The organism is Bradyrhizobium sp. AZCC 1721, from assembly GCF_036924715.1.
Taxonomy (GTDB): Bacteria; Pseudomonadota; Alphaproteobacteria; order Rhizobiales; family Xanthobacteraceae; genus Bradyrhizobium.
This window is the reverse complement of sequence record NZ_JAZHSB010000001.1, coordinates 5,440,009-5,462,987: the sequence shown is the minus strand read 5'-3', so window position 1 is coordinate 5,462,987 and position 22,979 is coordinate 5,440,009. Positions and strand designations below refer to the sequence as shown.

General features: G+C 63.1%; 21 protein-coding genes and 1 pseudogene. 7 read left to right on the top strand and 15 right to left on the bottom strand.

The window, feature by feature from the left end:
* Positions 1-12: 12 nt before the first annotated feature.
* Together V1273_RS26320 and V1273_RS26315 are read right to left on the bottom strand one after the other, a co-directional pair.
* Positions 13-2,736, bottom strand: a complete 2,724-nt coding sequence (locus tag V1273_RS26320) for a molybdopterin-dependent oxidoreductase (protein ID WP_334411383.1) — start codon at positions 2,734-2,736, stop codon at positions 13-15.
* Positions 2,733-3,554, bottom strand: a complete 822-nt coding sequence (locus V1273_RS26315; protein ID WP_334411382.1) for an FAD binding domain-containing protein — start codon at positions 3,552-3,554, stop codon at positions 2,733-2,735. The genes V1273_RS26320 and V1273_RS26315 overlap by 4 nt, the downstream gene beginning before the upstream one ends.
* A gap of 143 nt (positions 3,555-3,697) precedes the next feature.
* Here V1273_RS26315 and V1273_RS26310 point away from each other — a divergent pair, with 143 nt between their 5' ends.
* Positions 3,698-5,047, top strand: a complete 1,350-nt coding sequence (locus tag V1273_RS26310; protein ID WP_334381078.1) for an 8-oxoguanine deaminase — start codon at positions 3,698-3,700, stop codon at positions 5,045-5,047.
* A 49-nt stretch (positions 5,048-5,096) separates the two neighbouring features.
* On the opposite strand, the gene V1273_RS26305 is transcribed toward V1273_RS26310, so the two are convergent.
* From V1273_RS26305 to V1273_RS26280, 6 genes are all read right to left on the bottom strand, one after another.
* Positions 5,097-6,176: a BMP family ABC transporter substrate-binding protein gene (locus V1273_RS26305; RefSeq protein WP_334364152.1), complete on the bottom strand. Its 1,080-nt coding sequence runs from the start codon at positions 6,174-6,176 to the stop codon at positions 5,097-5,099.
* Positions 6,177-6,252: 76 nt separating this feature from the next.
* A complete protein-coding gene (locus V1273_RS26300; RefSeq protein ID WP_334411381.1) occupies positions 6,253-7,170 on the bottom strand; it encodes an ABC transporter permease in 918 nt (305 codons plus the stop codon).
* A complete protein-coding gene (locus V1273_RS26295) occupies positions 7,157-8,248 on the bottom strand; it encodes an ABC transporter permease (RefSeq protein WP_334411380.1) in 1,092 nt (363 codons plus the stop codon). Before V1273_RS26295 ends, V1273_RS26300 begins: the two co-directional genes overlap by 14 nt.
* A complete protein-coding gene (locus V1273_RS26290) occupies positions 8,232-9,803 on the bottom strand; it encodes an ABC transporter ATP-binding protein (protein WP_334411379.1) in 1,572 nt (523 codons plus the stop codon). Before V1273_RS26290 ends, V1273_RS26295 begins: the two co-directional genes overlap by 17 nt.
* 205 nt (positions 9,804-10,008) lie before the next feature.
* Positions 10,009-10,509, bottom strand: coding sequence for a nucleoside deaminase (locus V1273_RS26285; RefSeq protein WP_334364148.1), 501 nt, complete (start codon positions 10,507-10,509; stop codon positions 10,009-10,011).
* A gap of 82 nt (positions 10,510-10,591) precedes the next feature.
* Positions 10,592-11,491: a LysR family transcriptional regulator gene (locus tag V1273_RS26280; RefSeq protein ID WP_334364147.1), complete on the bottom strand. Its 900-nt coding sequence runs from the start codon at positions 11,489-11,491 to the stop codon at positions 10,592-10,594.
* Positions 11,492-11,641: 150 nt separating this feature from the next.
* On the opposite strand from V1273_RS26280, the gene V1273_RS26275 reads away from it, so the two are divergent.
* The 5 genes and pseudogenes from V1273_RS26275 (at position 11,642) to V1273_RS26255 (ending at position 14,673) form a co-directional block, all read left to right on the top strand.
* Positions 11,642-12,625: an N-carbamoyl-D-amino-acid hydrolase gene (locus V1273_RS26275; RefSeq protein WP_334381082.1), complete on the top strand. Its 984-nt coding sequence runs from the start codon at positions 11,642-11,644 to the stop codon at positions 12,623-12,625.
* Positions 12,622-12,996 (top strand): annotated as a pseudogene (locus V1273_RS34125) (transporter substrate-binding domain-containing protein); the annotation flags it as partial. The gene V1273_RS26275 and the pseudogene V1273_RS34125, both read left to right, overlap by 4 nt.
* A gap of 34 nt (positions 12,997-13,030) precedes the next feature.
* Positions 13,031-13,615 (top strand): AAA family ATPase, encoded by a 585-nt coding sequence (locus V1273_RS34120; RefSeq protein WP_442894170.1) that lies wholly within the window; start codon positions 13,031-13,033, stop codon positions 13,613-13,615.
* On the top strand, positions 13,608-14,312 hold the full coding sequence (locus tag V1273_RS26260; protein WP_334411377.1) for an ABC transporter ATP-binding protein: 705 nt from the start codon (positions 13,608-13,610) through the stop codon (positions 14,310-14,312). The genes V1273_RS34120 and V1273_RS26260 overlap by 8 nt, the downstream gene beginning before the upstream one ends.
* Positions 14,302-14,673, top strand: a complete 372-nt coding sequence (locus tag V1273_RS26255; protein ID WP_334411376.1) for a Rieske (2Fe-2S) protein — start codon at positions 14,302-14,304, stop codon at positions 14,671-14,673. The genes V1273_RS26260 and V1273_RS26255 overlap by 11 nt, the downstream gene beginning before the upstream one ends.
* A gap of 7 nt (positions 14,674-14,680) precedes the next feature.
* Here V1273_RS26255 and V1273_RS26250 read toward each other — a convergent pair whose 3' ends face one another.
* Positions 14,681-15,541, bottom strand: coding sequence for an alpha/beta hydrolase (locus V1273_RS26250; RefSeq protein ID WP_334411375.1), 861 nt, complete (start codon positions 15,539-15,541; stop codon positions 14,681-14,683).
* Positions 15,542-15,887: 346 nt separating this feature from the next.
* On the opposite strand from V1273_RS26250, the gene V1273_RS26245 reads away from it, so the two are divergent.
* On the top strand, positions 15,888-16,355 hold the full coding sequence (locus V1273_RS26245; protein WP_334411374.1) for a metallophosphoesterase family protein: 468 nt from the start codon (positions 15,888-15,890) through the stop codon (positions 16,353-16,355).
* A 217-nt stretch (positions 16,356-16,572) separates the two neighbouring features.
* On the opposite strand, the gene V1273_RS26240 is transcribed toward V1273_RS26245, so the two are convergent.
* From V1273_RS26240 to V1273_RS26215, 6 genes are all read right to left on the bottom strand, one after another.
* The gene (locus V1273_RS26240; RefSeq protein ID WP_334411373.1) at positions 16,573-17,220 is read right to left on the bottom strand and encodes an ABC transporter ATP-binding protein; all 648 of its coding nucleotides are present in this window, start codon (positions 17,218-17,220) and stop codon (positions 16,573-16,575) included.
* A complete protein-coding gene (locus V1273_RS26235; RefSeq protein WP_334411372.1) occupies positions 17,207-17,938 on the bottom strand; it encodes an ABC transporter ATP-binding protein in 732 nt (243 codons plus the stop codon). The genes V1273_RS26240 and V1273_RS26235 overlap by 14 nt, the downstream gene beginning before the upstream one ends.
* Positions 17,935-18,864, bottom strand: coding sequence for a branched-chain amino acid ABC transporter permease (locus V1273_RS26230; protein ID WP_334381089.1), 930 nt, complete (start codon positions 18,862-18,864; stop codon positions 17,935-17,937). Before V1273_RS26230 ends, V1273_RS26235 begins: the two co-directional genes overlap by 4 nt.
* Positions 18,861-19,757, bottom strand: coding sequence for a branched-chain amino acid ABC transporter permease (locus V1273_RS26225; RefSeq protein ID WP_334411371.1), 897 nt, complete (start codon positions 19,755-19,757; stop codon positions 18,861-18,863). Before V1273_RS26225 ends, V1273_RS26230 begins: the two co-directional genes overlap by 4 nt.
* 45 nt (positions 19,758-19,802) lie before the next feature.
* Complete coding sequence (locus V1273_RS26220; protein ID WP_334364136.1) at positions 19,803-21,077, bottom strand: ABC transporter substrate-binding protein; 1,275 nt, start codon at positions 21,075-21,077, stop codon at positions 19,803-19,805.
* A 148-nt stretch (positions 21,078-21,225) separates the two neighbouring features.
* Positions 21,226-22,959, bottom strand: a complete 1,734-nt coding sequence (locus V1273_RS26215) for an acyl-CoA synthetase (RefSeq protein WP_334411370.1) — start codon at positions 22,957-22,959, stop codon at positions 21,226-21,228.
* Positions 22,960-22,979 lie beyond the last annotated feature (20 nt).

Here is a 22,979-nt window from a genome sequence, read left to right as displayed (position 1 = left end):
CGGGATAGAGGGCTAGCTTCCATACTTCTCGTACAGGAGCGGATGCAGCCGGTCGGGCTTTAACGGAACGTCGACAAAGCGAATGCCGGTGGCGTTGGCAATGGCGTTACCGAGTGCGGCTGCCACCGGATTGTAGGGGCTTTCGCTCATCGATTTCGCGCCCATCGGTCCCAGCGCGTCCGACGTGTCCGCAAACAGCACTTCGGTGCGGGGAATGTCGGCAAAGGACGGCAAGTGGTAATCGCGGAACCTGGGATTAACGACGCGGCCGCCTTCGTCGATTACCATTTCCTCATAAAGCGTCGCCCCAAGCGATTGCGCGACGCCGCCTTCGATCTGTCCGCGGCACTGCATCGGGTTGGCGACGCTGCCGGCATCGGCGGCATGCACACTTTTCAGAATTTTGATCTCTCCGGTGGCTTTATTTACTGCGACACGGAAGCCTTGGACATTGAAGGTGACCGACCGCGGTGTGCCCGCCGAGCTGCCGACTGCTGTGAAGGTCTTGCCGAGCGCCTGGGCTGAAGCGGCTATCTCGGCGTAGGACGTGCGGCGGCCAGCGCAGACTGTCGCGTCACCGTCGAGCGAACACGCATCCGCCTTTTCGGCGATCAGGGATGCTGCGAAGTTCTTCAGCTGGTCGGCCAGCGCCTCGGCCGCCGCCTGCGTGGCGCGCCCAGCGACGAAGGTACCGGCGCTGCCGTATGCGCCGGTGTCGTGGCCGCCATGGGCGGTGTCGGATTGTCGGAGGTGAATACGCTCGAGCGTCGTCGCCAACGCAGTGGCCGCGATCTGCAAATGCACGGTCGAGGTGCCGTTGCCGAATTCCGCTGTTCCGACCGTGAGGTCAAAGCCGCCGTCTGCGCGCAGCGACATTGTCGAGTCGGCGAAATGGCCGGCTGGTGGCACGGTATCGATCATGGTCAGCGCAATGCCATCACCGGTCAGCCATTCGGCGGGAAGCACAGGTTTCGGCGTTTCCGCGGCCATCGCGCGCTCGACCAGGTCAAGGCATTGGTCAAGGCCGTAAGAGCCATACATCACATCGTGATATTTCGAGCCCGGCGGCGACAGCATGGGATCTCCGGGTTTGACCACATTGCGACGGCGCATGTCGAAAGGACTGATGCCGAGCTGTTTTGCCAGTTCGTCGATCGCGGCTTCCACCGCAATCAAAGCCTGCGGCAAGCCGTAACCACGGAAAGCGCCGGAGGGAACCGTATTGGTATAGGCGGCGACGGCGTCGACCTTCTTGTTCGGGCAGTTATAGACGCCCAGCGACTCAGCGACGGAATGAAACAGCACCGGGCCGGCATGATTGCCATAAGCCCCGGTGTTGGAAAGCACGTCGAGCTGCAGCGCCGTCAGCTTGCCGTCCTTGTCGGCGCCCGCTTTGACGGTGACGCGCATCGGATGGCGCGTCGAAGTCGAGGTGAACTGTTCCTCGCGGGTGAGTTCGAACTTGACCGGCCGTCCGGTCTTGAGCGCAGCCAGCGCCAGAATGTCCTCGACGAACATTTCCTGCTTGCCGCCAAAGCCTCCGCCGACGCGTTCGCAAAACACCCGGACCTTGTCGGACGGCAGATTGAAGAGGTCCGCCAGCGTGCGCCGCGTCAGGAACGGCACCTGCGTGCTCGAGCGAACGGTGAGGACACCATCGGCATCGATCCAGGCAAGGCCGCCGTGGGTTTCGAGCGCGGCGTGCTGGACCCGCTGGGTGGTAAACGTGCCTTCGTAAGTGACCGCCGCCTCTGCCAGCGCTTTGGCGACATCGCCGAATTCTCCATGGGTTTCCGCAACGATATTGCGTTGGGCGTTGGTGACGCGATGCTCTGCTGTCTTGTCGCCATGGAGCACCGGCGCACCCGGCGCAATCGCCGCAACGGGATCGACTACCGCGGGCAGGATCTCATAGGCGACCCTCAAGCGCCGACATCCTTCCTCGGCGGCGGTCTCGGTGTCGGCGATGACAGCCGCGACCTTCTGGCCGATGAAGCGGACGACATTGTCGAGCACGCGGGTATCGTCCGGGTCCATCCAGTCCCACTCGTGCCGCGCGGTAGAGAACAGACGATCCGGAGCGTCCTCGAAGGTCAGCACCGTATGGACGCCGGGGATGGAGAGCGCCGCGCTCGCGTCGATCGAGATGATTTTCGCGTGCGGATGTGGCGAGCGGAGCATCTTGATGTGCAGCAGGCCTTCAATCTGCGTGTCGAAGGTATAGCGCGCCGCGCCGCGTACGATCTGCGGGCCGGCGGGCGCGGGAAGGCTGCGGCCAAATGCGTGACCTGCGGCGGCGTCTTCGATATTGATCTTACCGTTGAGCGCATCCTCGATCGGCCGATAGCCGGTGCAGCGGCAGATGTTTCCTTTCAGCGAAGCACCGAGATCCTGACGCTGCGCCTGGTTTAGCGATGCGCAGGTCAGGATCATGCCCGCGGTGCAGAACCCGCACTGAAAGCCCTGCGCGTCGAGAAATGCTTGCTGCATGGGATGAACGTGACCTTCCGGCGCAAGGCCCTCGATGGTCGTGATTGCATGGCCATCGGCACGGAAGGCTGGGATCAGGCAGCTATGCACGGGCTCGCCGTCGAGCAGCACGGTGCAGGCGCCGCAGTCGCCGGCATCGCAGCCCTTCTTGACGCCGAAATGACCGAGCTCGCGCAAGAACGTCCGCAGACACTGTCCGAGCCGCGGGGATTGCGAGAACGACTTGCCATTGATCTCGAAACTCATGGCAATGCCTGCAATTCGCGGCGGATCTCTTCGGCTAGCCGCAGGGTCATGTGCTTGCGCCACTCGGGCTTGCCGTGAACGTCGGCATGGTAGAGGTCGTCGGGGATGCGTTGCAGGATCTTGTTGCGCAGCTCTTCCGCTGTCGGAATCCGGTCAAAGGAAAGCGGGACGGGTCTGGCGGTGGACGCCGTGACCGTCAGCGCCAACGCGCCCTCGTTGCTGACACTGCCGATCAGCAACGCCGCCGACCGGCCAACCGGCGTCAGCGATATCTGGCGAAGTGCCGAACGCCGCCTCAACGCCGCGAGCGGGATATCGATCTGTCGCAGCAGATCGCCGGGCCCGAGCAAATTGCGCCCGTCGCCGGTGACGAAATCGGCCACCGCAATCCTGCGTTCGCCACCGTCAGCCAGCCAGATCGTGCAGACGCCGTCGAGCGCCGATGTCAGCGAGATCATGGGCCCCGCCGGCAGCGACATGCAGATATTGCCGCCGACAGTCGCAGTCTTCCAGATCTTGAAGGAGGCGACAAACGCCCGGCAGCATTGGCTGACGAGGGGTGAGGCGACCCACTCCGGTGGGCAGGCCAACGCATCGAGCTGTGCGACTGTGCAGGTCGCCGAGATCGACAGCCCGGCCTCGCTGACGGTCAGCGCCGGCCATTTTAGGTCGGTGAGATCGATCAGCCGGCGCAGATGGGCCTGCGGTTCGGAGAACAGCCAGGTTCCGCCCGCAAGCCAAGCGTCGCCTGCCGTCCAAACGGGCAATTGATCCCGCCTCTTAGGATGCGCAACCGCGGTAATGGTGTTCAGGTCCATGGATACGCTAACGCTTTCAAGAGGATGCATCTCCGATTATGAAGTCTTGCAAGACCAGCGCCAATTGCCAATGCCATTGGGACGGACTTTGCAGTGTAGAAGCGGGCGTTTGCTAAGGCGCTCCGTTGGAAGAGGGTGGGATCATGGACCAAGCGCGGGCGAGCTGGATCAGGGACCCTCTCGCCATTCTGGCCGAGGGCGCCGAACGCGGCATTGTGGTTCGCGGCGGCAGGATCGTCGAGTTGGTGCCGCGCGGCCGGGAACCGGCAACGACCAATATTTCCGCTTTTGACGCGGGCGCGCACGTCGTGCTGCCGGGCCTGATCAATACCCATCATCATTTTTACCAGACGTTGACCCGGGCGCTGCCGGCGGCGCTCAATCGCGGACTGTTCCCCTGGTTGCAGGCGCTATATCCGGTCTGGGCGCGGCTGACACCGGAATTCCTTCACCTCGGCGCCACCGTGGCGATGTCCGAATTGCTGCTGTCGGGATGCACCACCACCACCGATCATCATTACGTCTTTCCGGCCGGGCTCGAGGACGCCATCGATATCGAAGTCGCCGCCGCCCGGCGGTTGGGCATCCGCGTGCTGCTGACGCGCGGCTCGATGAACCGGTCGCAGCGGGACGGCGGCCTGCCGCCGGACAGCGTAGTGCAGGACGAAGATACAATTTTGGCCGACAGTGAACGCGTGGTGACAAAGCATCACCAGCGCGGCGAGGATGCGATGGTGCAGATCGCGCTGGCGCCATGCTCGCCGTTCTCGGTAACGACCTCATTGATGCGTGCAACCGCGGCACTGGCGGACAGGTTCGACGTTCGCCTGCATACGCATCTCGCCGAAACCGAGGACGAGAACAAATTCTGCGAGCAGATGCATGGCTGCCGTCCGCTGGACTATCTCGAGCAATGTGGCTGGCTCAGTGCGCGGACTTGGCTGGCGCACGGCATCTTCTTCAATCCGGACGAGATGAAACGGCTGGGTCTGGCTAAGGCGGCCATCAGCCATTGCGCCTGCAGCAATCAGATCCTGGCATCCGGCTGTTGTCCGGTCTGCGAGATGGAGGAGGCGGGGGTTTCGATTGGCCTCGGCGTCGACGGTTCGGCATCGAATGACGAGTCCAACCTGATGCAGGAAGTCCGCGCCGCGTTCCTGCTGCAGCGGGCGCGCTACGGCGTCGAGCGCGTCAGCCACAAGGACGCGTTGCGCTGGGCCACCAAGGGATCGGCGGCCTGCGTCGGCCGTCCCGAGCTCGGCGAGATCGCAGTTGGGAAAGCCGCCGATCTCGCGCTGTTCAAGCTCGATGAATTGCGCTTCTCCGGCCATGGCGATCCCTTGGCCGCGCTGGTTCTCTGCGGCGCGCATCGCGCCGATCGGGTCATGGTCGGCGGAAACTGGGTGGTGGTCGACGGCACCGTCCCGGGACTTGATGTGCCCGATCTGATCCGTCGCCACAGCGCCGCGGCGCGCGCGATGCACGCGGGATGAGGGACCGGCGTTGCGCCGCCGGGCCCTTCTGTCTGCCGGCTTTCCTGCCTTACTTGCCGGGAATCTTGTCGTCGATGCCCTTCACGTAGAAGTTCATGCCCAGGATCTGGCCGTCATCGAGGTGAGTGCCGCCTTTGCACTCCACCTCCTTGCCGTCCTGTGCGATCACCGGACACTTGAAAGCGTGCAGCTTGCCTTCCGTGATAGCGGCTTCGGTTTCCATCGCGAGCTTCTTCACGTCGTCAGGCATGTTGGTGTAGGGCGCCATAACGACCATTTTCGTCTTCAGGCCGCCCCAGTAGTCTTCCGACTTCCAGGTGCCGTCGAGTTCGGCCCTGACCCGCGCGATATAATAGGGTCCCCAATTGTTCATGATCGAGGTGAGCTGCGACTTCGGTCCGAACTTGATCATCTCGGAATCCTGGCCGAACGCCAGCTTGCCGCGTTCCGACGCGATCTGCATCGGTGCCGGGCTGTCGGTGTGCTGCATGACGATGTCGGCGCCCTGATCCAGCAGCGCCTTGGCCGCGTCGGCTTCCTTGCCGGGATCGAACCAGGTGTTCGCCCAGATGATCTTGACCTTGATGTTGGGGTTGATCGTTTGCGCGCCCAGCATCGTGGCGTTGATGCCCGAGATGACCTCCGGGATCGGGAACGAAGCGATGTAGCCGAGCACGCCGGCCTTCGACATCTTGGCGGCGATGATGCCCTGGATATAGCGGCCCTCATAGAACCGGCCGGAATAGGTCGACACGTTCTTGTCGCGCTTGTAGCCGGTCGCGTGCTCGAAATGCACGTTGGGATATTTCCTGGCGACCTTCAGCGTCGGGTCCATGTAACCGAATGACGTGGTGAAGATCAGCTTGTTGCCGGCGCGCGCCAGCTGCTCGATCGAACGTTCCGAGTCCGGGCCCTCGCTGACATTTTCCAGATAGGTCGTTTCGACCTTGTCGCCGAATTCCTTGACCATGGCCAGGCGGCCCAAATCGTGCTGGTAGGTCCAGCCTAGATCGCCGACCGGACCGAGATAGATGAAGCCGACTTTGAGCTTCTCGGCGGCGGAAGCACCGACCATGCTTGCGCTGGCGGCGAGCATTACCGCCGTGGTCGCGATGAGAATTTTTCTCATGGGTTTCTCCGGTTAGTAAGGGGTGGCCAGTTACTCCCGAAGCGCGCACGCCCCGTCGCGCGCACTTCGGATATATCTATCGGTCGGGCACGAAAATCGTGCCCAGGGAGGCGGGTGCAGTCGAGCCCCCGGTTCGCGCCCGCGAAATCAGAACCAGGACGATGATCGTCGCGAGATACGGCAATGCCGACATGAATTGCGATGGAATGCCGACACCCCAGCCCTGCGCGTGAAGCTGCAGGATGGTGACAGCGCCGAACAGGTACGCGCCGATCACGAGACGGGCCGGTCGCCATGACGAAAACACGACCAACGCGAGCGCTATCCAGCCGCGGCCGGCCGTCATGCCCGGGATGAAGAACGGCGTGTAGGCGAGGGGAAGATACGCGCCAGCCAGCCCCGCGCATGCGCCGCCGAACATAACGGCCAGCATCCGTATCCGAAGCACCGGATATCCGAGCGCATGCGCCGAAACATGATTGTCGCCGACGGCCCGCAGTACCAATCCGGCCCGCGTCCGGTACAGGAACAGCCAGACGCCGACAACCAACGCCAGTGAGAAATAGACGAATGCGTCCTCGCCGAACAGAATCCGCCCGACCAGCGGAATGTCGGTGAGGCCCGGGATGTGAAGATGCGGAGCCGTCGTTATCCGTTCGCCGACGAAACGGGCGCCAATCAGGCCGGACAGCCCGACGCCAAGGATCGTCAGCGCGAGACCCGTCGCCACCTGGTTGACCGCCAGGCCCAACGCCATCATCGCGAAGATCAGCGAGAGCAACGTGCCGGCGGCGATCCCGCAAAGGGCGCCAATCATGGTTGAGCCGGTGAGCCAGGCGCCGCCGAACCCGCAAGCCGCTCCCACGATCATCATGCCCTCAACGCCGAGATTGAGGACGCCGGCCCGCTCCGTCACCAGTTCGCCGGTGGCGGCGATCAGCAGCGGCGTCGATGCCGCGAGCACGGCAAGGATGATTGCTTCAAGCAGCCCCACGGGACACCTTTGGCGCAGGCAAAATCAATCGGAACCGATACAGAATGAGGGAGTCGCAGGCGAGCACGTAGAACAGCAGAATCCCCTGAAATACCTTGGTTACGTCAAGCGGGATTTTCATTGCGATCTGGGCCTGCTCGCCGCCAATGAAGGTGAGTGCGAGGAAAAGGCCTGCAATTAGTATTCCAACTGGGTTCAGTCGCCCCAGAAACGCGACGATGATCGCGGTGAAGCCGTAGCCGGGCGAGATGCCGGGCCGGAGATTTCCGACTGGACCGGCCACCTCGATAATTCCGGCCAAACCTGCCAGCGCGCCTGACATCGCGAAGGTCAGAAGGACCAACTGGTTGGACTTGAAACCGCCGAAACGCGCGGCGCGCGGGGCGGCGCCGATGACGCGGATTTCGAAGCCCTTGATGGTTTTCCCGAGCAGCACCACGCCGGCCGCCACGACAATGAGCGCAATGACCGCGCCGAGGTGCAGGCGGCCGCCCTCAATCAGGACCGGCACCGTCGCGACCGGATCGAATTCGGCGGTGGTTGGAAAGTTGAAGCCAGCGGGATCCCGCCACGGACCGCGCACGAGATAATCGAGAAGGAGGTCGGCGACATAAACCAGCATCAGGCTGGTCAGGATCTCGCTGGCGCCGAACCTGACCTTGCAGATCGCCGGGATCAGCGCATAAAGCGCGCCGCCTGCTGCGCCGAGCAGGAGCATCGCCGGCAGCACCCAGTGGCCAGCGTCGGTGCCGTGCGTCTTCACCGCAAGCCAGCTTCCGGCGACGGCGCCGATCAGGAATTGGCCTTCGGCGCCGATGTTCCAGGCATTGGCGAGATAGCAGAGTGAGAGGCCGATCGCGATCATCACCAGCGGAGTCGCCTTCACCGCGATCTCCTGCAGCGAATATCCGTCCGTGAGCGGATCGATGAAGTAAACGCCGAGCGCGGAGATCGGATTCTTTCCAAGGATCGCAAAGAGGATGCTCATGGTCGCGAGCGTGAGGCCAATGGCGATCAACGGCGAAACCAGCGCGATCGTGTTTGATCGTTCGGCGCGCTTTTCAAGCACCAGTTGCATGCGCCGCGTCCTTTTGCTCGATACTGCTTCCGCCCATCAACAAGCCGAGTTCCTCGCGGCTGGCATCGTGGGTGGCCACCGGCTCCGACAAACGGCCATGGAACATCACGGCGATGCGGTCGGTGATTTCGGCGAGTTCGTCGAGGTCCTGGCTCGTGACCAGAACGGCGGCGCCGCTGGCGGCGAGGTCGAGCAGCGCCTGCCGAATTACGGCGGTGGCGCCCGCGTCGACGCCCCAGGTCGGTTGATTCACGACGAGCACGGCAGGATTACGCAGGATTTCCCGACCGACGATGAATTTTTGCAAATTGCCGCCCGAGAGAGTGGCAGCTTCCGGATCGCGCTTGGCCTTGCGCACGTCGAAGGCCTCAGTGGTGCGATCAACGGTTCGGAGCATTGCGGCGGTTTTCACAAAACCATGCTGAACCATGTTGCTCGCGGCATGCCCGGTCAGCAATGCATTCTCGGACAATTTCATGCGTGGCGCTGTGCCGTGACCGAGCCGCTCTTCGGGCACGAACGCCGCGCCGAGCCGGCGCCGCCGCGTGATCGAAAGGTGACCGGCGGCAGTTCCGTCGATCACAACTGTGCCGGGGTCCTGCGCCAGCCGTTCCCCTGACAGGGCGGCGAAAAGCTCGTCCTGACCATTGCCGGCGACGCCGGCGATGCCCAGGATTTCACCACCTTTGAGTTCGAAGGAGATGTGCTGGAGCTGGATGCCGTGCGGATCGTCGGGCTCGAGGCTGAGGTCGTTGACCACGAGGCGCGGCACCGTGATCTTGCGGTTGGCAGCCGGCTTCACTTCCTTGATCTCGCCGCCAACCATCATGCGGGCGAGCGAAGCCGCGGTTTCCATCCTGGGATTGCAGGTCGAGATCTTCTTGCCGCCGCGCAGGATCGTGGCGGTGTCGCATAGCCGCTTCACCTCTTCGAGCTTGTGGCTGATGTAGAGGATGGCGCGGCCCTCGGCTTTGAGGCGCTCGAGCACAGTGAAGAGCTGGTCGGCCTCCTGCGGAGTCAGTACCGCGGTCGGCTCATCGAGGATCAGGAATTTCGGATACTGCATCAGTGCTCGAACGATTTCGATGCGCTGACGCTCGCCAACCGACAGTTGCCAGACCTCGCGCTTGGGATCGAGCGGAAGCCCGTAAACACGGGATACTTCCTCAAGGCGCGCCGACATGTCCTTGAAGGATTCCCTGCCGTCGAGACCCAACGCAACATTTTCGGCGACGGTGAGATTGTCGAACAGCGAGAAATGCTGGAACACCATGCCGATGCCGCGCACGCGCGCTTCCGATGGTCCGGAGAGAACCATGGCCTCGCCTTGCCAGCGCATTTCGCCACCGGTCGGCCGGATCAATCCGTAGATGATCTTCACCAGGGTGGATTTTCCCGCGCCGTTCTCGCCGAGCAGGGCGTGGATCTGTTGCGGCCAGATATCGATGTCGATTCGGTCGTCCGCCAGGAAGTCACCGTAGCGCTTGGTCAAACCAACTGCCTGAAGCAGAGGTTTAGCGTCGGTGTGCTGCGAGTCAGTCGTAGAGTCCTGCATTCGTCGTCACGCATAAGAGGAAAGGATGCCTCGATATTGGGCTAGTTTGGACCCGCGCGTAAGTGGGGAAAACGCGTCAGCCCCGGCATAACTCTTCGGCAAACGGGCGACGCGCGATTCCGGATTGCTTCGCGGGAGCAGACGCCCGTCGCGCTCCCAGCGATAGCGCCGATCCACATGTTGCAGAATTGCTGCCCGAGCGCGGCTACTTGTCCCAGACGCCGTCATGCACCGCGGCGGCCTCGTCTTCCAGCAATGGCCCAACCACCTCGGTCGCGCGCTGGCCGCTGCCGAATACTTCACGGCAGGGAAGATCGAGGGTCGGATTTTCCGGGTGGTTGCCTGTCAGACGGCGCAGCCGAAGTTCGCTCAAGCCGTAGACGACGCGGCCGATGCCTGCCCAGTAGATCGCGCCAGCGCACATCGCGCAAGGTTCGGCCGACGAGTAGAGCGTGGCGTTGCCCAGGATATCAGGCGCGACTGTGGTACAGGCCTGCGTTGCCAGTAGCCGTTCGGCATGCGCGGTGCCGTCATGCGACGGCATGTAACCATTCTCGGTCTCGATCAGGACGTTACGGCCCTGATCGACCAGAACCGCCCCGAAGGGGTGGTTGCCGTGGCTGATGGCGCGGCGGGCAACCGCGAATGACAGCCGCAGGAAATGCTCATCGAGTTCCGGGGGACTCAGCGTTGAAACATCGACCATGGGGCCTCACCATCAATGTCCGGCCATATGCCGCCCGATTTCAGTGAGGTCGGCTTCGCTGGCGCGGACCTCGTGGACACAGTCAGGAACCTTCCCGGCCCAAAAGCAGGCTCGCCTGCCGGACTTCGTCCAGAAATGCCTTGGCCAGACGTGATAGCGGTTCTGCTTCCGACCATAGCATGTAGGCCACCGCGTGTGTTTTGGGCGCAAAAGGCCGGACGATGAGATCGTGGCTGCCGCCTTGGCTCGGCGAAAACGGGTCGACGACCGCAGCGCCCACCCCGGCGACCGCGAGCACGCAGGCCGTGTTGCAGTATCGCACCTCGACGGTCGGCTGAAACGGTGCGCCGGCTTGCGCGAAACTCTCGCGCACGGCTTCGCCCAAACGCGTGCCGCGCTCCAGCCCGATGAAGGGTAAGCCGACGAGGTCGGCGGCGGAAATGACCGGCCGTTCGGCAAGCGGATGTTTCGGTGGCAAGACGCAGACCATTTCGCCCGAGTGAACCACCTCGTGCGCAATGCCCGGGTGGGGCGACAGACCGAGGGCGAAGCCCAGTTCCGCAACCCTGCTCAGCACGCCCTCGATGATTCCTTCGTAGCGCCGGACATCGAAGAACATCCGCGTCTGCGGGCGACGGTGCAGGAATCCTGACATAGCGGGTGGAATGATGCTGTAGGCGACGGGCGGCGTCGCCACGATCGAGAGATGCCCCGAGCGAGACTCCCTTAAGTCACGCACGCGGTTCTCGAGTTTTGCATGCAGCGCGAAGATCGCCTCGCTTTCCTTGTACAGCGCCATCGCCTCGGTGGTTGGGAACAGGCGGTTGTTGACACGCTCGAACAACGCGAACCCCGCTTGCGCTTCCATGGCTTTCAGCGCGTTGCTGATCGCCGGCTGCGACAATGCCAGATCATCCGCTGCCGCGACTGTCGTCCGGTGGCGAATGACTGCACGCAGGATCTCGAGTTGGCGCAAGTTCATAATAACTGCCGATTATAGTCTGGGCGAAAATATCATAGCACGAGTGATTGCCATTGGCGTCGTGTGTTTGCGTAATAGCGTGCGTTGTTGCGCGCAGTTCGGTTGAGATCATCCGCCTAATGAGGCAGCAATCCGCATAGATTGGAGGCAATGTTGGTCCGTGTTCTTCGCGCCGCCGCCGCTCAGATGGGGCCGACGCAAAAGGCTGATACGCGAGAGCGCACGCTCGATCGGATGTTAAAGCTCCTCGATCAGGCTGCCGCGCTTGGCGCGAAGCTGGTGGTGTTTCCCGAGTTGGCATTCACGACTTTCTTCCCGCGATGGCTAATCGAGGGCGGGGCGCTCGATCAATATTACGAGCACGGCATGCCGAATCCGGCGGTGCAGCCGTTGTTCGATCGCGCGCGGACGCTTGGTGTCGGCTTCTATGTCGGTTACGCCGAACTGACTTCGGAAGGGCGGCGGTACAACTGTTCGATCCTCGTCGACAGCGACGGCGAAGTTCTCGGTCGCTATCGCAAGGTGCACTTGCCCGGCTCGGTCGAGGTGCGTGCCGGCGCGCGCTACCAGCAGCTTGAAAAGCGATATTTTGAATATGGCAATTTGGGATTTCCCGCTTTTCGGGCGGGACCCGGCTGGTGCCACGCCATCGTGGGCATGATGATCTGTAACGATCGCCGCTGGCCGGAAGCATGGCGGGTTCTGGGCCTGCAGGGCGTCGAACTGGTCTGCGTCGGCTACAATTCTGCGGCTTACGATCCAAACGGCGGGGTTACGGAAGACGCTGTGCTTCGCACCTTTCATTCGACGCTCGTAACTCAAGCCAATGCCTACATGAACGCGACCTGGGCAATCGCGGTCGCCAAGGCGGGCGACGAGGACGGCTCCGGACTGATCGGCGGCTCCTGCATCGTGGACCCTGATGGCCGAATAGTCGCCGAAGCGCAGACGCTCGCGGATGAAGTTCTTGTCGCCGACCTCGACCTCGATCTCTGCCGCCAAGGCAAGGACAAGATGTTCAATTTCGCCGCCCATCGGCGGCCGGAGCAATATGCTGTCATCACGGAGCGCGCCGGTGTCGTCGAGCCGGACGTCAGGCAGCCGGTCGCGGCGCCAACGAGGGAGCTGATATGAAACGCATCTCGAGCTCCGCCGGTCTTGCTGCGCTGACTGCTGTTGCGACGGCGAACGCCGTCGAACTGCCTGATGCGATCAAGCAGGCGGGCGCATTGCGGCTCACGGTCAATTCGACCTACGCGCCGATGGAGTATCGCGATCCCTCGACCAACCAGTTCGTTGGGCTCGACATCGATCTCGCCAACGAGCTCGCGAAACGGCTGAATGTGAAGATCATATGGAGCGAAACGCCGTTCGCCGAACTGATCCCCTCGTTACAGACCAAGCGCGCCGATTTCATCATCAGCGGCATTTCGGATCGGAGTTCACGCCGCGAGACGGCTGATTTCGTCGACTACCTGACTACAGGCCCGCAGTTCTTCGTTCTGGCTGACAGCGCGGTGAAGTCAGCCATCGATCTCTGTGGCAAGAAGGTCGGAACGACGCGAAGCACCAGTTTCCCGATCGAGATCGAGAAGTGGAGCAAGCAGAACTGCGAAGCCAGCGGAAACCCCGCCGTGCAATATGTTCCGGGCGAAAACAGCATCGATGTCCGCAACCAGCTCAAGCAAGGTCGCATCGATGCCGCCGTGCAGGGCAGCGAGACGCTGCCCTACGTCCAGCGACAGGAACCGGGAAAATACCGCGTCGTCGGAGAACCGTTCGCTATCGGCTATCAGGGCAGGGTCGCTGTCTTATGGCGAGCAGCGGCTTGTCGGCGTGGCGTTGGCGCTGGCCGCCGAGCCCTCGATGCTGCTGCTCGATGAGCCGGTCTCCGGCATGAATGCCTCGGAAACCGATACATTCGTGCAGTTGGTCCGCAGTATCAGGGATCACGGCGCCACCATCCTGCTGGTCGAGCACGATATGCCGATGGTGATGAGCGTCTCTGATAGAATCGTGGTGCTGAACTACGGCCGTATCATCGCCGAAGGTCCGCCGGACGTGATCCGGAACGATCCGGCCGTCATCGAGGCCTATCTCGGGCAGGGAGCGACACGTGCTTGAGATTCTCGACATGGTGTGCGGCTATGGCGGGGTCACCGCGCTGCGAGGCATTTCGCTGGAGGTCAAGGCCGGTCAACTCGTCGCCCTGATCGGCGCCAACGGCGCCGGCAAGAGCACCACGCTGCGTGCGATCTCCGGGCTCGTTGCGCCGCGCTCGGGTTCGATTCTGTTCGAGGGCAAGGACATCGCGGGCGCCAAGCCGCCGCGCGTGGTGGCGAGCGGGATCGCGCATTGTCCGGAAGGACGGCGGGTATTTCCGCACATGACGGTCGAGGAAAATCTCGACATGGGGGCCTATCTGCGCAGCAGTGCTGCCGAAATCGCGGCAGACCGCGATCGGATCTATGCCGAATTTCCGCGCCTGGCCGACCGCAAGCGACAAGCCGCCGGCACCTTGTCAGGCGGGGAGCAGCAGATGCTGGCGATCGGCCGGGCGCTGATGTCACGTCCACGCCTGATCATGTTCGACGAGCCTTCCCTTGGGCTCGCGCCCAACATCGTCGAGCGAACTTTTGCGATCATCCGCGGCATCCGCGATGCCGGAACGACGGTCCTGCTGGTGGAGCAGAACGCGTTTGCGGCGCTCGAGATGTGCGACCACGCCCACCTGCTGGAAGGCGGCCGTATTGTTCTTTCCGGGGCTGGTGCGGAGATGATCGAGAACGAGCACGTGCGAAAGGCCTATCTTGGCGGATGAGCGGCCCGAAACGGCGGCATTGTCAGGCGACGGGCAATGGATGCCAGTCTGCGGGTTCAGCCGGCTGATTTCGGAAACGATCGTCTGTGTCCGCGTGACCGGCGTCGATTTGATCCTGGTCTGGAGCGAAGGACGCGCGGTCGCCTGCGAACGGATGTGTCCGCACGAACAGGCCGACCTCAGTCTCGGACACTTGTCGGGAGGGCGCTTGTTCTGTCCCCGTCACGCGGCTTCGTTCGATCTCCGTAATGGCCGGATTTCCTACGGCTGGCCGAGCCGGCCGATGCGGCTATACCCGGTCCAGATCAGGGACGACCAGGTCTGGATGGACGCAGGCGCGATCAAGGCGCCAATAATCTAGGCAAGGGCTATAGGACGAGCTTGCGGGCGATATCGACAAGCGCGCCGTCGGGGCGTCGCAGTTCTGCGAGGATGCTGAAATGGTCCGCGCCTTCGATCGGGAAGAGCTTGCCGGGCCCGCCAGCGGCGATGCGCATTTCATGAAGCTTGATTGAATCGAAAACCAGCGCCGGTAGTTCGGCCGTCCCATAGGCGATGTCGAGGCGCTTGTGGACGGCGGGCAGGCGAAGCGGCGATAATGCCGCGACTTCCGCGCTGGTTAGCTTCAGCGCATTGTTAAGGCCAGTATCGCGGATGGGCCCAAGATCGTACACGCCGGAAATCGCCAGTCCTGCGGCGACGCGCGGGTGATCAAGTGCCATTGCGACGAGATGGGCGCCAGCCGACCAGCCCGAAAGCACGACGGGCCCGGAGATGTCGTGCGCCTCTCCGTTTTTGGCCAACCAATCGAGCGACTGGGATATCTCCGCTACGATGTCCGTCAACGAAACGTCGGGCGCCAGCGAATATCCGGGAATGGCAACCGACCAGCCATGGGCTGCGACGCCTTCGACCAGCATGGCAAAGACTTCGCGCGAATTGCGCTGCCAGTAACCGCCATGCAAGAAAACCAGGCAGGGTGCTGTCTTGTCGGTGGTCGGATAAAGATCGATCTTTGTCCTTTCGCGGTCACCATAGGGCACATCAAGAAAGGACTTGCGGCTGGCGCGCAGCGTTTCGGACATCTGGTTTCTTTCGGCGATCAGCGCTGCGCTGTTCTTTACCGCGGCATTGTTGTCGTAGGCGGCGTCGCGTTCGGCTTGGGAAAGCGCAGCCCAGTTCGACCGGGGATCGATAGGCCAGTCTTTCGTTGCCAAGATGTTAGTCACCGCGAGTTGCTCCTCTGGAAAACGACTTCGTAACCACTTTAGATCAGCAGCCGATGAACGTGAGAAAAATAGCGCCGGTTCGGCAAGATGACGACAAGGACCCGAAGAAGCGCGATTGCACGCTGACTACATCTTGGGTGCTGGCAGAGGGCCCGGATATTGCTTCATGAGATGAATGATTTAGACTGGAAATTCTCCGTCGCGCCCATGATGGATTGGAGGGAGGGTTTAGGTTTTTCAATTGGTTAGAAGGTAGCGTGTGCACGACGTGCGCACCGGGAGATCAAGAAAAATCTTGCGACGGCCAATGCACGCCGTTCGGGCGCGCATCGAGGGATACTGCGCAGTGCTGAGAATTGGAATCATCTCGGACACCCACGGGCTCCTGCGGCCCGAGGCGGAGCAAGAGCTTGCCGGGGTGGCGCATATCATCCACGCTGGCGATATTGGTCGCGTGGACGTTCTCGTCAAACTCCGTCGGATTGCGCCTGTCACTGCGATTAGAGGAAACATCGATACCAGCGACTGGGCGAAACTTTATCCCGACACTCAGGTGGTACGGCTCGGGGAGCGGTCCTTCTATATTGTGCACGACCTTCAGCAACTGCAGATCGATCCAGCAGTTTGCGGAGTTGACGTGGTCGTTTCCGGCCACTCGCACCGACCGCGGGTCCAAACGATTGACGGTGTGCTTTATCTGAATCCTGGAAGCGCCGGGCCACGGCGTTTCAAGCTGCCTATCACACTGGCTACTTTGGAGCTAACCGCAAGCGACCTCCGACCGGTCATTCACGACCTTAGCCGCGCCGAGTGATGTGGGCGAGGCTCGACGGAGCACGGAGCAGTGTCCTCTCTAGGATATTCCAGACCGGACTGGACCAGATCGGCTAGACCCAGTTGATTTCGCTGGAGTTTTTCGACCGCGCCCGCACGAGTCGACTGCCGGGGAGTTGATCTTCGCGTGCGCCGTCGCGTGCGGCGGCGATCGATGGCTGTGGCGCCGCTCGCATTGCCGGCATGCGCGTTCCTCTTCAACTCCTCACGCCTACCGATCCGCGGTCAATGGTGAACACGCGATCGAGCAGGCCATGCGCGTGCGTCATGCTGGATTCGGCGAGGATCACCGACAATCCGGATTTGCGCAGCCCCGCGATCACCTCGGCCAGACGCCGGGCCAGCACCGGCGCCACGCCCTCGAACGGCTCATCGAGCAAGAGAAGCTTGCGCCCCGCCATCATCGCCCGACCCAAGGCCACCAGCTTCTGCTGGCCGCCCGAGAGCTGCAAGGCCTTGCGCGCGCGCAAGGTCGTCAGCTCCGGGATGGTGTTGTAGATTTGCGCGAGTTGCACCTTTGCGTCGTCCGCGTCCGCGGCCCAGGCAGGCAGCAGGATATTCTCCTCCGCCGACAGGTCCGGCACAAGCCGCCGGTCCTCCGGCATGTAGCCGATGCCGAGCCCTGCGCGACGGTAGGTTGGCAAGTCCGCCAGCTCCCGGCTCTCGAAGTCGAGCCGTCCGGACGCTGGCGCCTGCAGCCCCATGATGGTGCGCAACAGGGTGGTCTTTCCTGCGCCATTGCGCCCGATCAGGCCGGCGAATTGCCCTGCGCTGACCTCGAGATCGACGCCGCGCAGAATCGCCACCGCCCCGATTGACACGGAGACACCCTCAAGCCGCAGCATGGGGTATCTCCTCGCCGATCACGTAGCGGCGCACGTTCTCTGCGCGCAGCACGGTGTCGGGCGATCCGTCCGCGATGATGCTGCCGTCGTAGAACGCCACCACGCGCCCCGCAAATCGCGCCACGATGTCCATATCGTGTTCGACGAAGATCACCGTCACCCCGGCGACATGCGCCGCGCTCATCACGACGTCCATGATGGCGAACTTCTCGTCGGCGGAGACGCCGCTCGTCGGCTCGTCGAGCAGGAGCAGCTTGGAGCGGCTGGACAGCGCCATGGAAACGTCGAGCAGCTTGCGGATTCCTTCGGGCAACAGGCCGGCCTTCTGCGCAGCATAGGGAGCGAGTTCGAACTGCGCCAGCGCCTCATCGGTCGCAGCCTGCGGATTGTCAGTCGCGGCGATACTCTCGGCGACCAGCAGATTCTCGCGAACGCTCAGCGAATTGAAGAGCTGCGGTATCTGAAACGAGCGTGAGATGCCGAGCTTGGTGATCTGGCGCGGGCTGAGGCCCACGATGTCGCGTTCGCCGAACAGGATTTGCCCGCTGTCGGGCCTGAGGTAGCCAGTCACCATATTGAGAAAGGTCGTCTTGCCGGCGCCGTTGGCACCGATCAGGCTGACGACGGTGTCGGGATCGAACGTCAGGCTGATATCGGCTGCCGCCCGCACGGCGCCGAAGCTCTTCTGCAACCCTTCTGCAGTCAGCACCGCACTCATGCGGACCTCCGCCGCCGCTCGGCGAGCGTCCATAGGCCGGCCGGCAGGAACATGATGATGGCCAGCATGGCAAGGCCGAGCGACATCTGCCACACGTTGGGCGCGTACTGGCTGGCGATCGTGCGCAGAGCCTCGAAGATGGTGGCCGCCATGAACGGTGCCAGAATGCTCTGGATGCCGCCCAGGATGGCGATGAACACGAACTCGCCTGAGGTCGTCCAATACGTCATCTCGGGATCGACATGGCCGACCGCGAGTGCCGCGAGGGCGCCGCCCAGGCCCGCCATGGCACCCGCGATCAGGTAGTTGACGTACACCACGCGGTAGGGCGAGGCGCCGAGATAGGCCACCCGCAGCTCGTTGTCGCGCACGCCGGTGGCCAACCGTCCCCAGTGTCCGCCCAGCAGCCTGTGCACCAATAGCGCCACAACCACTGCACAGACCGCGCCGGCAATGAGAAACACACGCCGCTCCACGCCGGGCGCCAAGGCAACTCCGAAAAATGTGCGCGCATGCAGGTTGAACCCGTCCGTGCTGCCGAGCGCGGCGCTCTTCACCAGCACGCCGTACAGGATCATCGAAAATGCCAGCGACAGCATGGCAAAGAAGATGTCGCGATACCCAGCGAGCAGCAGTCCCAGCAGAGCGGCTACCAACCCAGCGGTAGCGGCGCCAGCGAGCAGCATCACGGCCGCATCGGCAACATGCAGATGATGCGAGAGCAGCGCAGCCGCATAGGCGCCGATACCGAAGTACAGCCCCTGCCCAAACGACACGAGCCCGGTGCGCATCAGCACAAGAAGCCCAAGCACCACCACGCCTTTGGCGAGCGCCAGCATGGCCATGAACACCAGCCATTGCGGCGAGAGCAGAGCCAACGCTGTCAGCGCGACGAGAGAAGCGATTGCGACGATTGCAGCCTTCATATCTTGCGCGCCTCCTGCGCCGCGAACAGTCCCTTCGGGCGCGCAATGAGCACCATGGCCATCACCGCGTAGATCGAGAACAGCTCGGCCTCCGGCCAGTAGTGCACCGCGGCCGAGCGGACGAGGCCGACCAGAAGCGCGCCGAGCGCCGCTCCGCCGAGACTGCCGAGACCGCCGATCACCACCACCGCGAAGGCGAGCACGATCACCTCCACGCCGATGCCGGGCGTCACGGCTATCGTCGGCGCTGTGAATGCTCCGCCGAGCGCCGCCAGCGTCGCACCGATGGCGAAGGTGGCGAGATAGACCCGGCTCACGTTGATGCCCATGGCCATGCTCATCTCACGGTCGTGGATGACGGCGAGCAGCACCTTGCCCTGGCGTGTGCGATAGAGCGCCCCGGCAACGGCGAGCCCGGTCGCCAGCGCCAATGCGATCAGCAGTACGTTGTAGACGGGGTAAGGCAGGCCGCCGAGCTGAAAATTTCCGGGCAACGCGTAGGGCTCGGGCAGCAGCAGCGAGTCCACGCCCCACACCAGCTTGATCACGTCCTCCATGATCAGGAAGACAGCATAGGTGATCAGGACCAGCACCACCTCGTCCTTTCCGTACATCCACTGCAGCAGGCCACGCTCGATCAGCGGACCGACGAGGGAGCCGACGAGGACGGCCGCGAGCAGCAGCATGGCGAAGCTGCCGGCCGCCGGCAGTCCGCCACCGAGCCATGCGCCGGCAAGCGAGCAGGCCGCATAGGCGCCCAGGGCGTAGAGGCTGCCGTGGGCCACGTTGAGGATGCGCATGACGCCATAGATCAGCGTCAGCCCGGCTGAGATCAGGAACAGCCAGGATGCGTAGGCGATGCCGTCGAAGGCAACAGGCAGGATGGTGCTCATTGGAAGCGAAGCGGCGGCAGCCTGCAGAGCTGCCGTCCCTGATTGCTATTTCTTGAGGCCAGACTTGATCCAGGCTTCGCTTTTCACGCCGTCGGGTGGATTCACCTTGTCCGCGGAATAGCGTGCGACATCCACGATCTTGAGCTCACCGCCCTCGACCTTGGTCGTGCCGACAGCGGCATCCATGATCGCCTGGTGGCCCTTGCCGAGCGCCATCTTCACCGGCCCACCGGGGCCTTCGAAGGCCAGGTTCTCGAGCGCAGCGATGATCTTGTCCTGGTCGGGTGCCCCATTGCCGCTGCCCTTGGCCTTCTCGTAGGCCGCCTTCACGCCGAGGATAGCCTGCGTCATCTTGAAGGACGCATAGTTCGGCGGAACGTGGTAGCGGTCCTGGTAGGTGGTCTTCAGCCAGCGCGCGAGATCAGTGTCCGGTGCGAACGGCCCGAACGGACCACGCGCCCCCAGAATGGTTCCGTCCGGAATCCGCGTGCCCAGCCTGTTGATGGCCGGTTCGCCGGCTGACAGGACCACCTTGTGCTTCTCGAACAGGCCACGCGGTGCGCCCTGCAGCACGAGGCCCTCAAGATCGCCGCCCCACATGCTGGAATGGATCACCTCCGCCCCACTACCGAGAAGCGTGGTGATTTCGGCGCCGAACTGACCCGCAAAAAGCTTCGGCATCTGCGAGGTCTTCACCTCGATGCCAGGCTTGAGGGTCTTCATGGCGTTCTCGAAGTCCGCCCAGGAGTCCTGACCCCAGGCATAGTTCTGATTGAGGCCTGCAATCGACTTTACGTTGGGGGTGCGCTCCACCAGATAAAGCGCAACGGACACGTTATCCATCGTGCCGGTCGGACCGGTGCGGAATACATGTTTGTAGCTTGCGTCCTCGAAGATGCGCGGCGTGCCGCAGTCGAACAGGACGGTGAGCTTCTTCTGCTCCTCGGCAACGGGCGCAATCGCAAGGCAATCGCCGCTCGAGATATAGCCGATCACGATGTCGACTCTTGGCACGAGATTGCGATACTCGGCCACCTGCTTCTGCGGGCCACCCGCCTCGTCGATGATGACGAGCTCGATCGGCGTTCCGCCGAAGCCCTTTTGGGTATAGGGTGCGGGTACGGTGCCTGCGTTGAGCAACTCGGCCGTCAGCTCGGCCGCGTTGCGGGCGGGAATCCCGAACGGACCAGCGGCCGGACCGGACAGGAATGTCACGATGCCGACCTTGATGGGCTGTTGCGCCAGCGAAGCCGGCGCCGCCAGCAGAAAGACGAACGCGGCCAAGGCCGCGCGCAACCCGAAGCTCGATAATGGTCGCATTTGTTTCCTCCTCCTCCTCGTTGTCGGTCTGATTGGACCCATGGACCTGACGGTCCCTTGTAAGGCTGCGGTATCTCATCTGAGTTGCTACCCCGATCCGGGGCCAGAAGACCTTGGCGAGTGGAAAGACCATGTCCTCCACTGCTTCTTATAGGCTTCGCACGCGCTCCCGCAGCGTGAATTTCTGCACCTTGCCGGTTGCAGTCGTCGGCAGCGGCCCGAACACCACCGACTTCGGCGCCTTGAAGTGCGCGAGCCTGTCGCGGCAGAAGGCGATGATCTCGTCCTCGGTCGCCTGAGTGCCGGGCTTGAGCTGCACGAAGGCGCAGGGCGTCTCGCCCCATTTCGAATCCGGCCGCGCGACGACGGCGGCGAGCTGCACCGCCGGGTGCTTGTAGAGTGCGATCTCGACTTCGACGCTGGAGATGTTCTCGCCGCCCGAGATGATGATGTCCTTCGCGCGATCCTTGATCTCCACGTAGCCGTTCGGATGCTCGACCGCGAGGTCGCCGGTGTGCATCCAGCCGCCGCGGAAGGCGTCGAACGTCGCCTTCGGCTCCTTCAGGTAGCCGAGCATCACCGTGTTGCCGCGAACCATGATCTCGCCGATCGACCGGCCGTCGCGGGGCACCGGCTTCATCGTCCTGGTATCGGCCACCATCTGCCCCTCGACCACGGGATAGCGGACGCCCTGGCGCGCGACGAAGCCGGCGCGTTCTGCGAGCGGCAGCACCGACCAGTCATCCTGCGGCGCGCAATAGGTCGAAGGACCCTGCAGCTCTGTCATGCCGTAGATGTGCGTGACGCGGAAGCCGAGTTGCTCCATCGCTTCGATCACCTTGGCCGGCGGCGGCGAACCGCCGGTCTGGATTTCCACCACATGGTTGAATCGGCGAAGTTGCTCGGCCGGCGCCGACGTCAGCATCGTCAGCACCGTCGGCGCGCCACACATGTGCGTTACGCCGTTCTCGACGATCATCGGGAAGATCAGCGCCGGATCGACCTTGCGCAGGCACACATGCGTGCCGCTCATCGCCACCACCGACCAAGGAAAACACCAGCCGTTGCAGTGGAACATCGGCAGCGTCCAGAGATAGACCGGCTTCGGAGGCATCGGCCAAGCCATGATGTTGCCAACAGACTCGAGGAAAGTGCCGCGGTGATGATAGACGACGCCCTTCGGGTTGCCGGTGGTGCCGGACGTGTAATTGAGCGCGATCGCACTGCTCTCGTCGGCCGGCGCACTCCAGGCGAAGTTCGGATCGCCCGTGGCGATGAACGCCTCGTATTCGACCTTGCCGAGCCGCTCGCCGGGCCCGGTATAGAGCTCGTCGTCAACGTCGATCACCAGCGGTCGCTTTTTCAGCGTCGCAAGCGCAGGACCAACCTGCGCCGCGAACTCGCGGTCGGTGATCAATACCTTCGCCTCGGCATGCTGGAGAATATAGGCGATCGTTGCGGCCTCGAGACGGGTGTTGATGGCGTTCAGCACCGCGCCGAGCATCGGCACGCCATAATGCGCTTCGAGCATCGCCGGTACGTTCGGCAGCATGACCGAGACGGTATCGCCGCGCTTGACACCGGCGCCCGCAAGCGCCGATGCGAGGCGACGGGCGCGCTCATAGAACTGGCGATAGCTGTACCGCCGCTCGCCGTGGATTACCGCGACCCGATCCGGATAGATCTCGGCCGAGCGCGGCAGGAACGAAACGGGCGTGAGCGGGGCGAAGTTTGCTTCGCTGCGGCCGAGACCAGAAAACACGCCGTTGCCGGCCCCGTCGTGCGACCGCCGATTGGACTTCGCCGCACGCGTCCTGCGTGTGGGCCTGAGGATCGTTCGCTTCGGCCGTGCCGCACGCTTGCCTTGCGGTGATCGTACCATCGCTGCTCCTCCCGCGGCGC

Bases quoted from the DNA above. Each gene is read 5' to 3' on its own strand.
- V1273_RS26320 (WP_334411383.1), bottom strand. From the start codon at position 2,736: ATGAGTTTCGAGATCAATGGCAAGTCGTTCTCGCAATCCCCGCGGCTC.
- V1273_RS26315 (WP_334411382.1), bottom strand. From the start codon at position 3,554: ATGGACCTGAACACCATTACCGCGGTTGCGCATCCTAAGAGGCGGGAT.
- V1273_RS26310 (WP_334381078.1), top strand. From the start codon at position 3,698: ATGGACCAAGCGCGGGCGAGCTGGATCAGGGACCCTCTCGCCATTCTG.
- V1273_RS26305 (WP_334364152.1), bottom strand. From the start codon at position 6,176: ATGAGAAAAATTCTCATCGCGACCACGGCGGTAATGCTCGCCGCCAGC.
- V1273_RS26295 (WP_334411380.1), bottom strand. From the start codon at position 8,248: ATGCAACTGGTGCTTGAAAAGCGCGCCGAACGATCAAACACGATCGCG.
- V1273_RS26290 (WP_334411379.1), bottom strand. From the start codon at position 9,803: ATGCAGGACTCTACGACTGACTCGCAGCACACCGACGCTAAACCTCTG.
- V1273_RS26285 (WP_334364148.1), bottom strand. From the start codon at position 10,509: ATGGTCGATGTTTCAACGCTGAGTCCCCCGGAACTCGATGAGCATTTC.
- V1273_RS26280 (WP_334364147.1), bottom strand. From the start codon at position 11,491: ATGAACTTGCGCCAACTCGAGATCCTGCGTGCAGTCATTCGCCACCGG.
- V1273_RS26275 (WP_334381082.1), top strand. From the start codon at position 11,642: ATGTTGGTCCGTGTTCTTCGCGCCGCCGCCGCTCAGATGGGGCCGACG.
- V1273_RS26240 (WP_334411373.1), bottom strand. From the start codon at position 17,220: ATGCTGCGGCTTGAGGGTGTCTCCGTGTCAATCGGGGCGGTGGCGATT.
- V1273_RS26235 (WP_334411372.1), bottom strand. From the start codon at position 17,938: ATGAGTGCGGTGCTGACTGCAGAAGGGTTGCAGAAGAGCTTCGGCGCC.
- V1273_RS26230 (WP_334381089.1), bottom strand. From the start codon at position 18,864: ATGAAGGCTGCAATCGTCGCAATCGCTTCTCTCGTCGCGCTGACAGCG.
- V1273_RS26225 (WP_334411371.1), bottom strand. From the start codon at position 19,757: ATGAGCACCATCCTGCCTGTTGCCTTCGACGGCATCGCCTACGCATCC.
- V1273_RS26220 (WP_334364136.1), bottom strand. From the start codon at position 21,077: ATGCGACCATTATCGAGCTTCGGGTTGCGCGCGGCCTTGGCCGCGTTC.
- V1273_RS26215 (WP_334411370.1), bottom strand. From the start codon at position 22,959: ATGGTACGATCACCGCAAGGCAAGCGTGCGGCACGGCCGAAGCGAACG.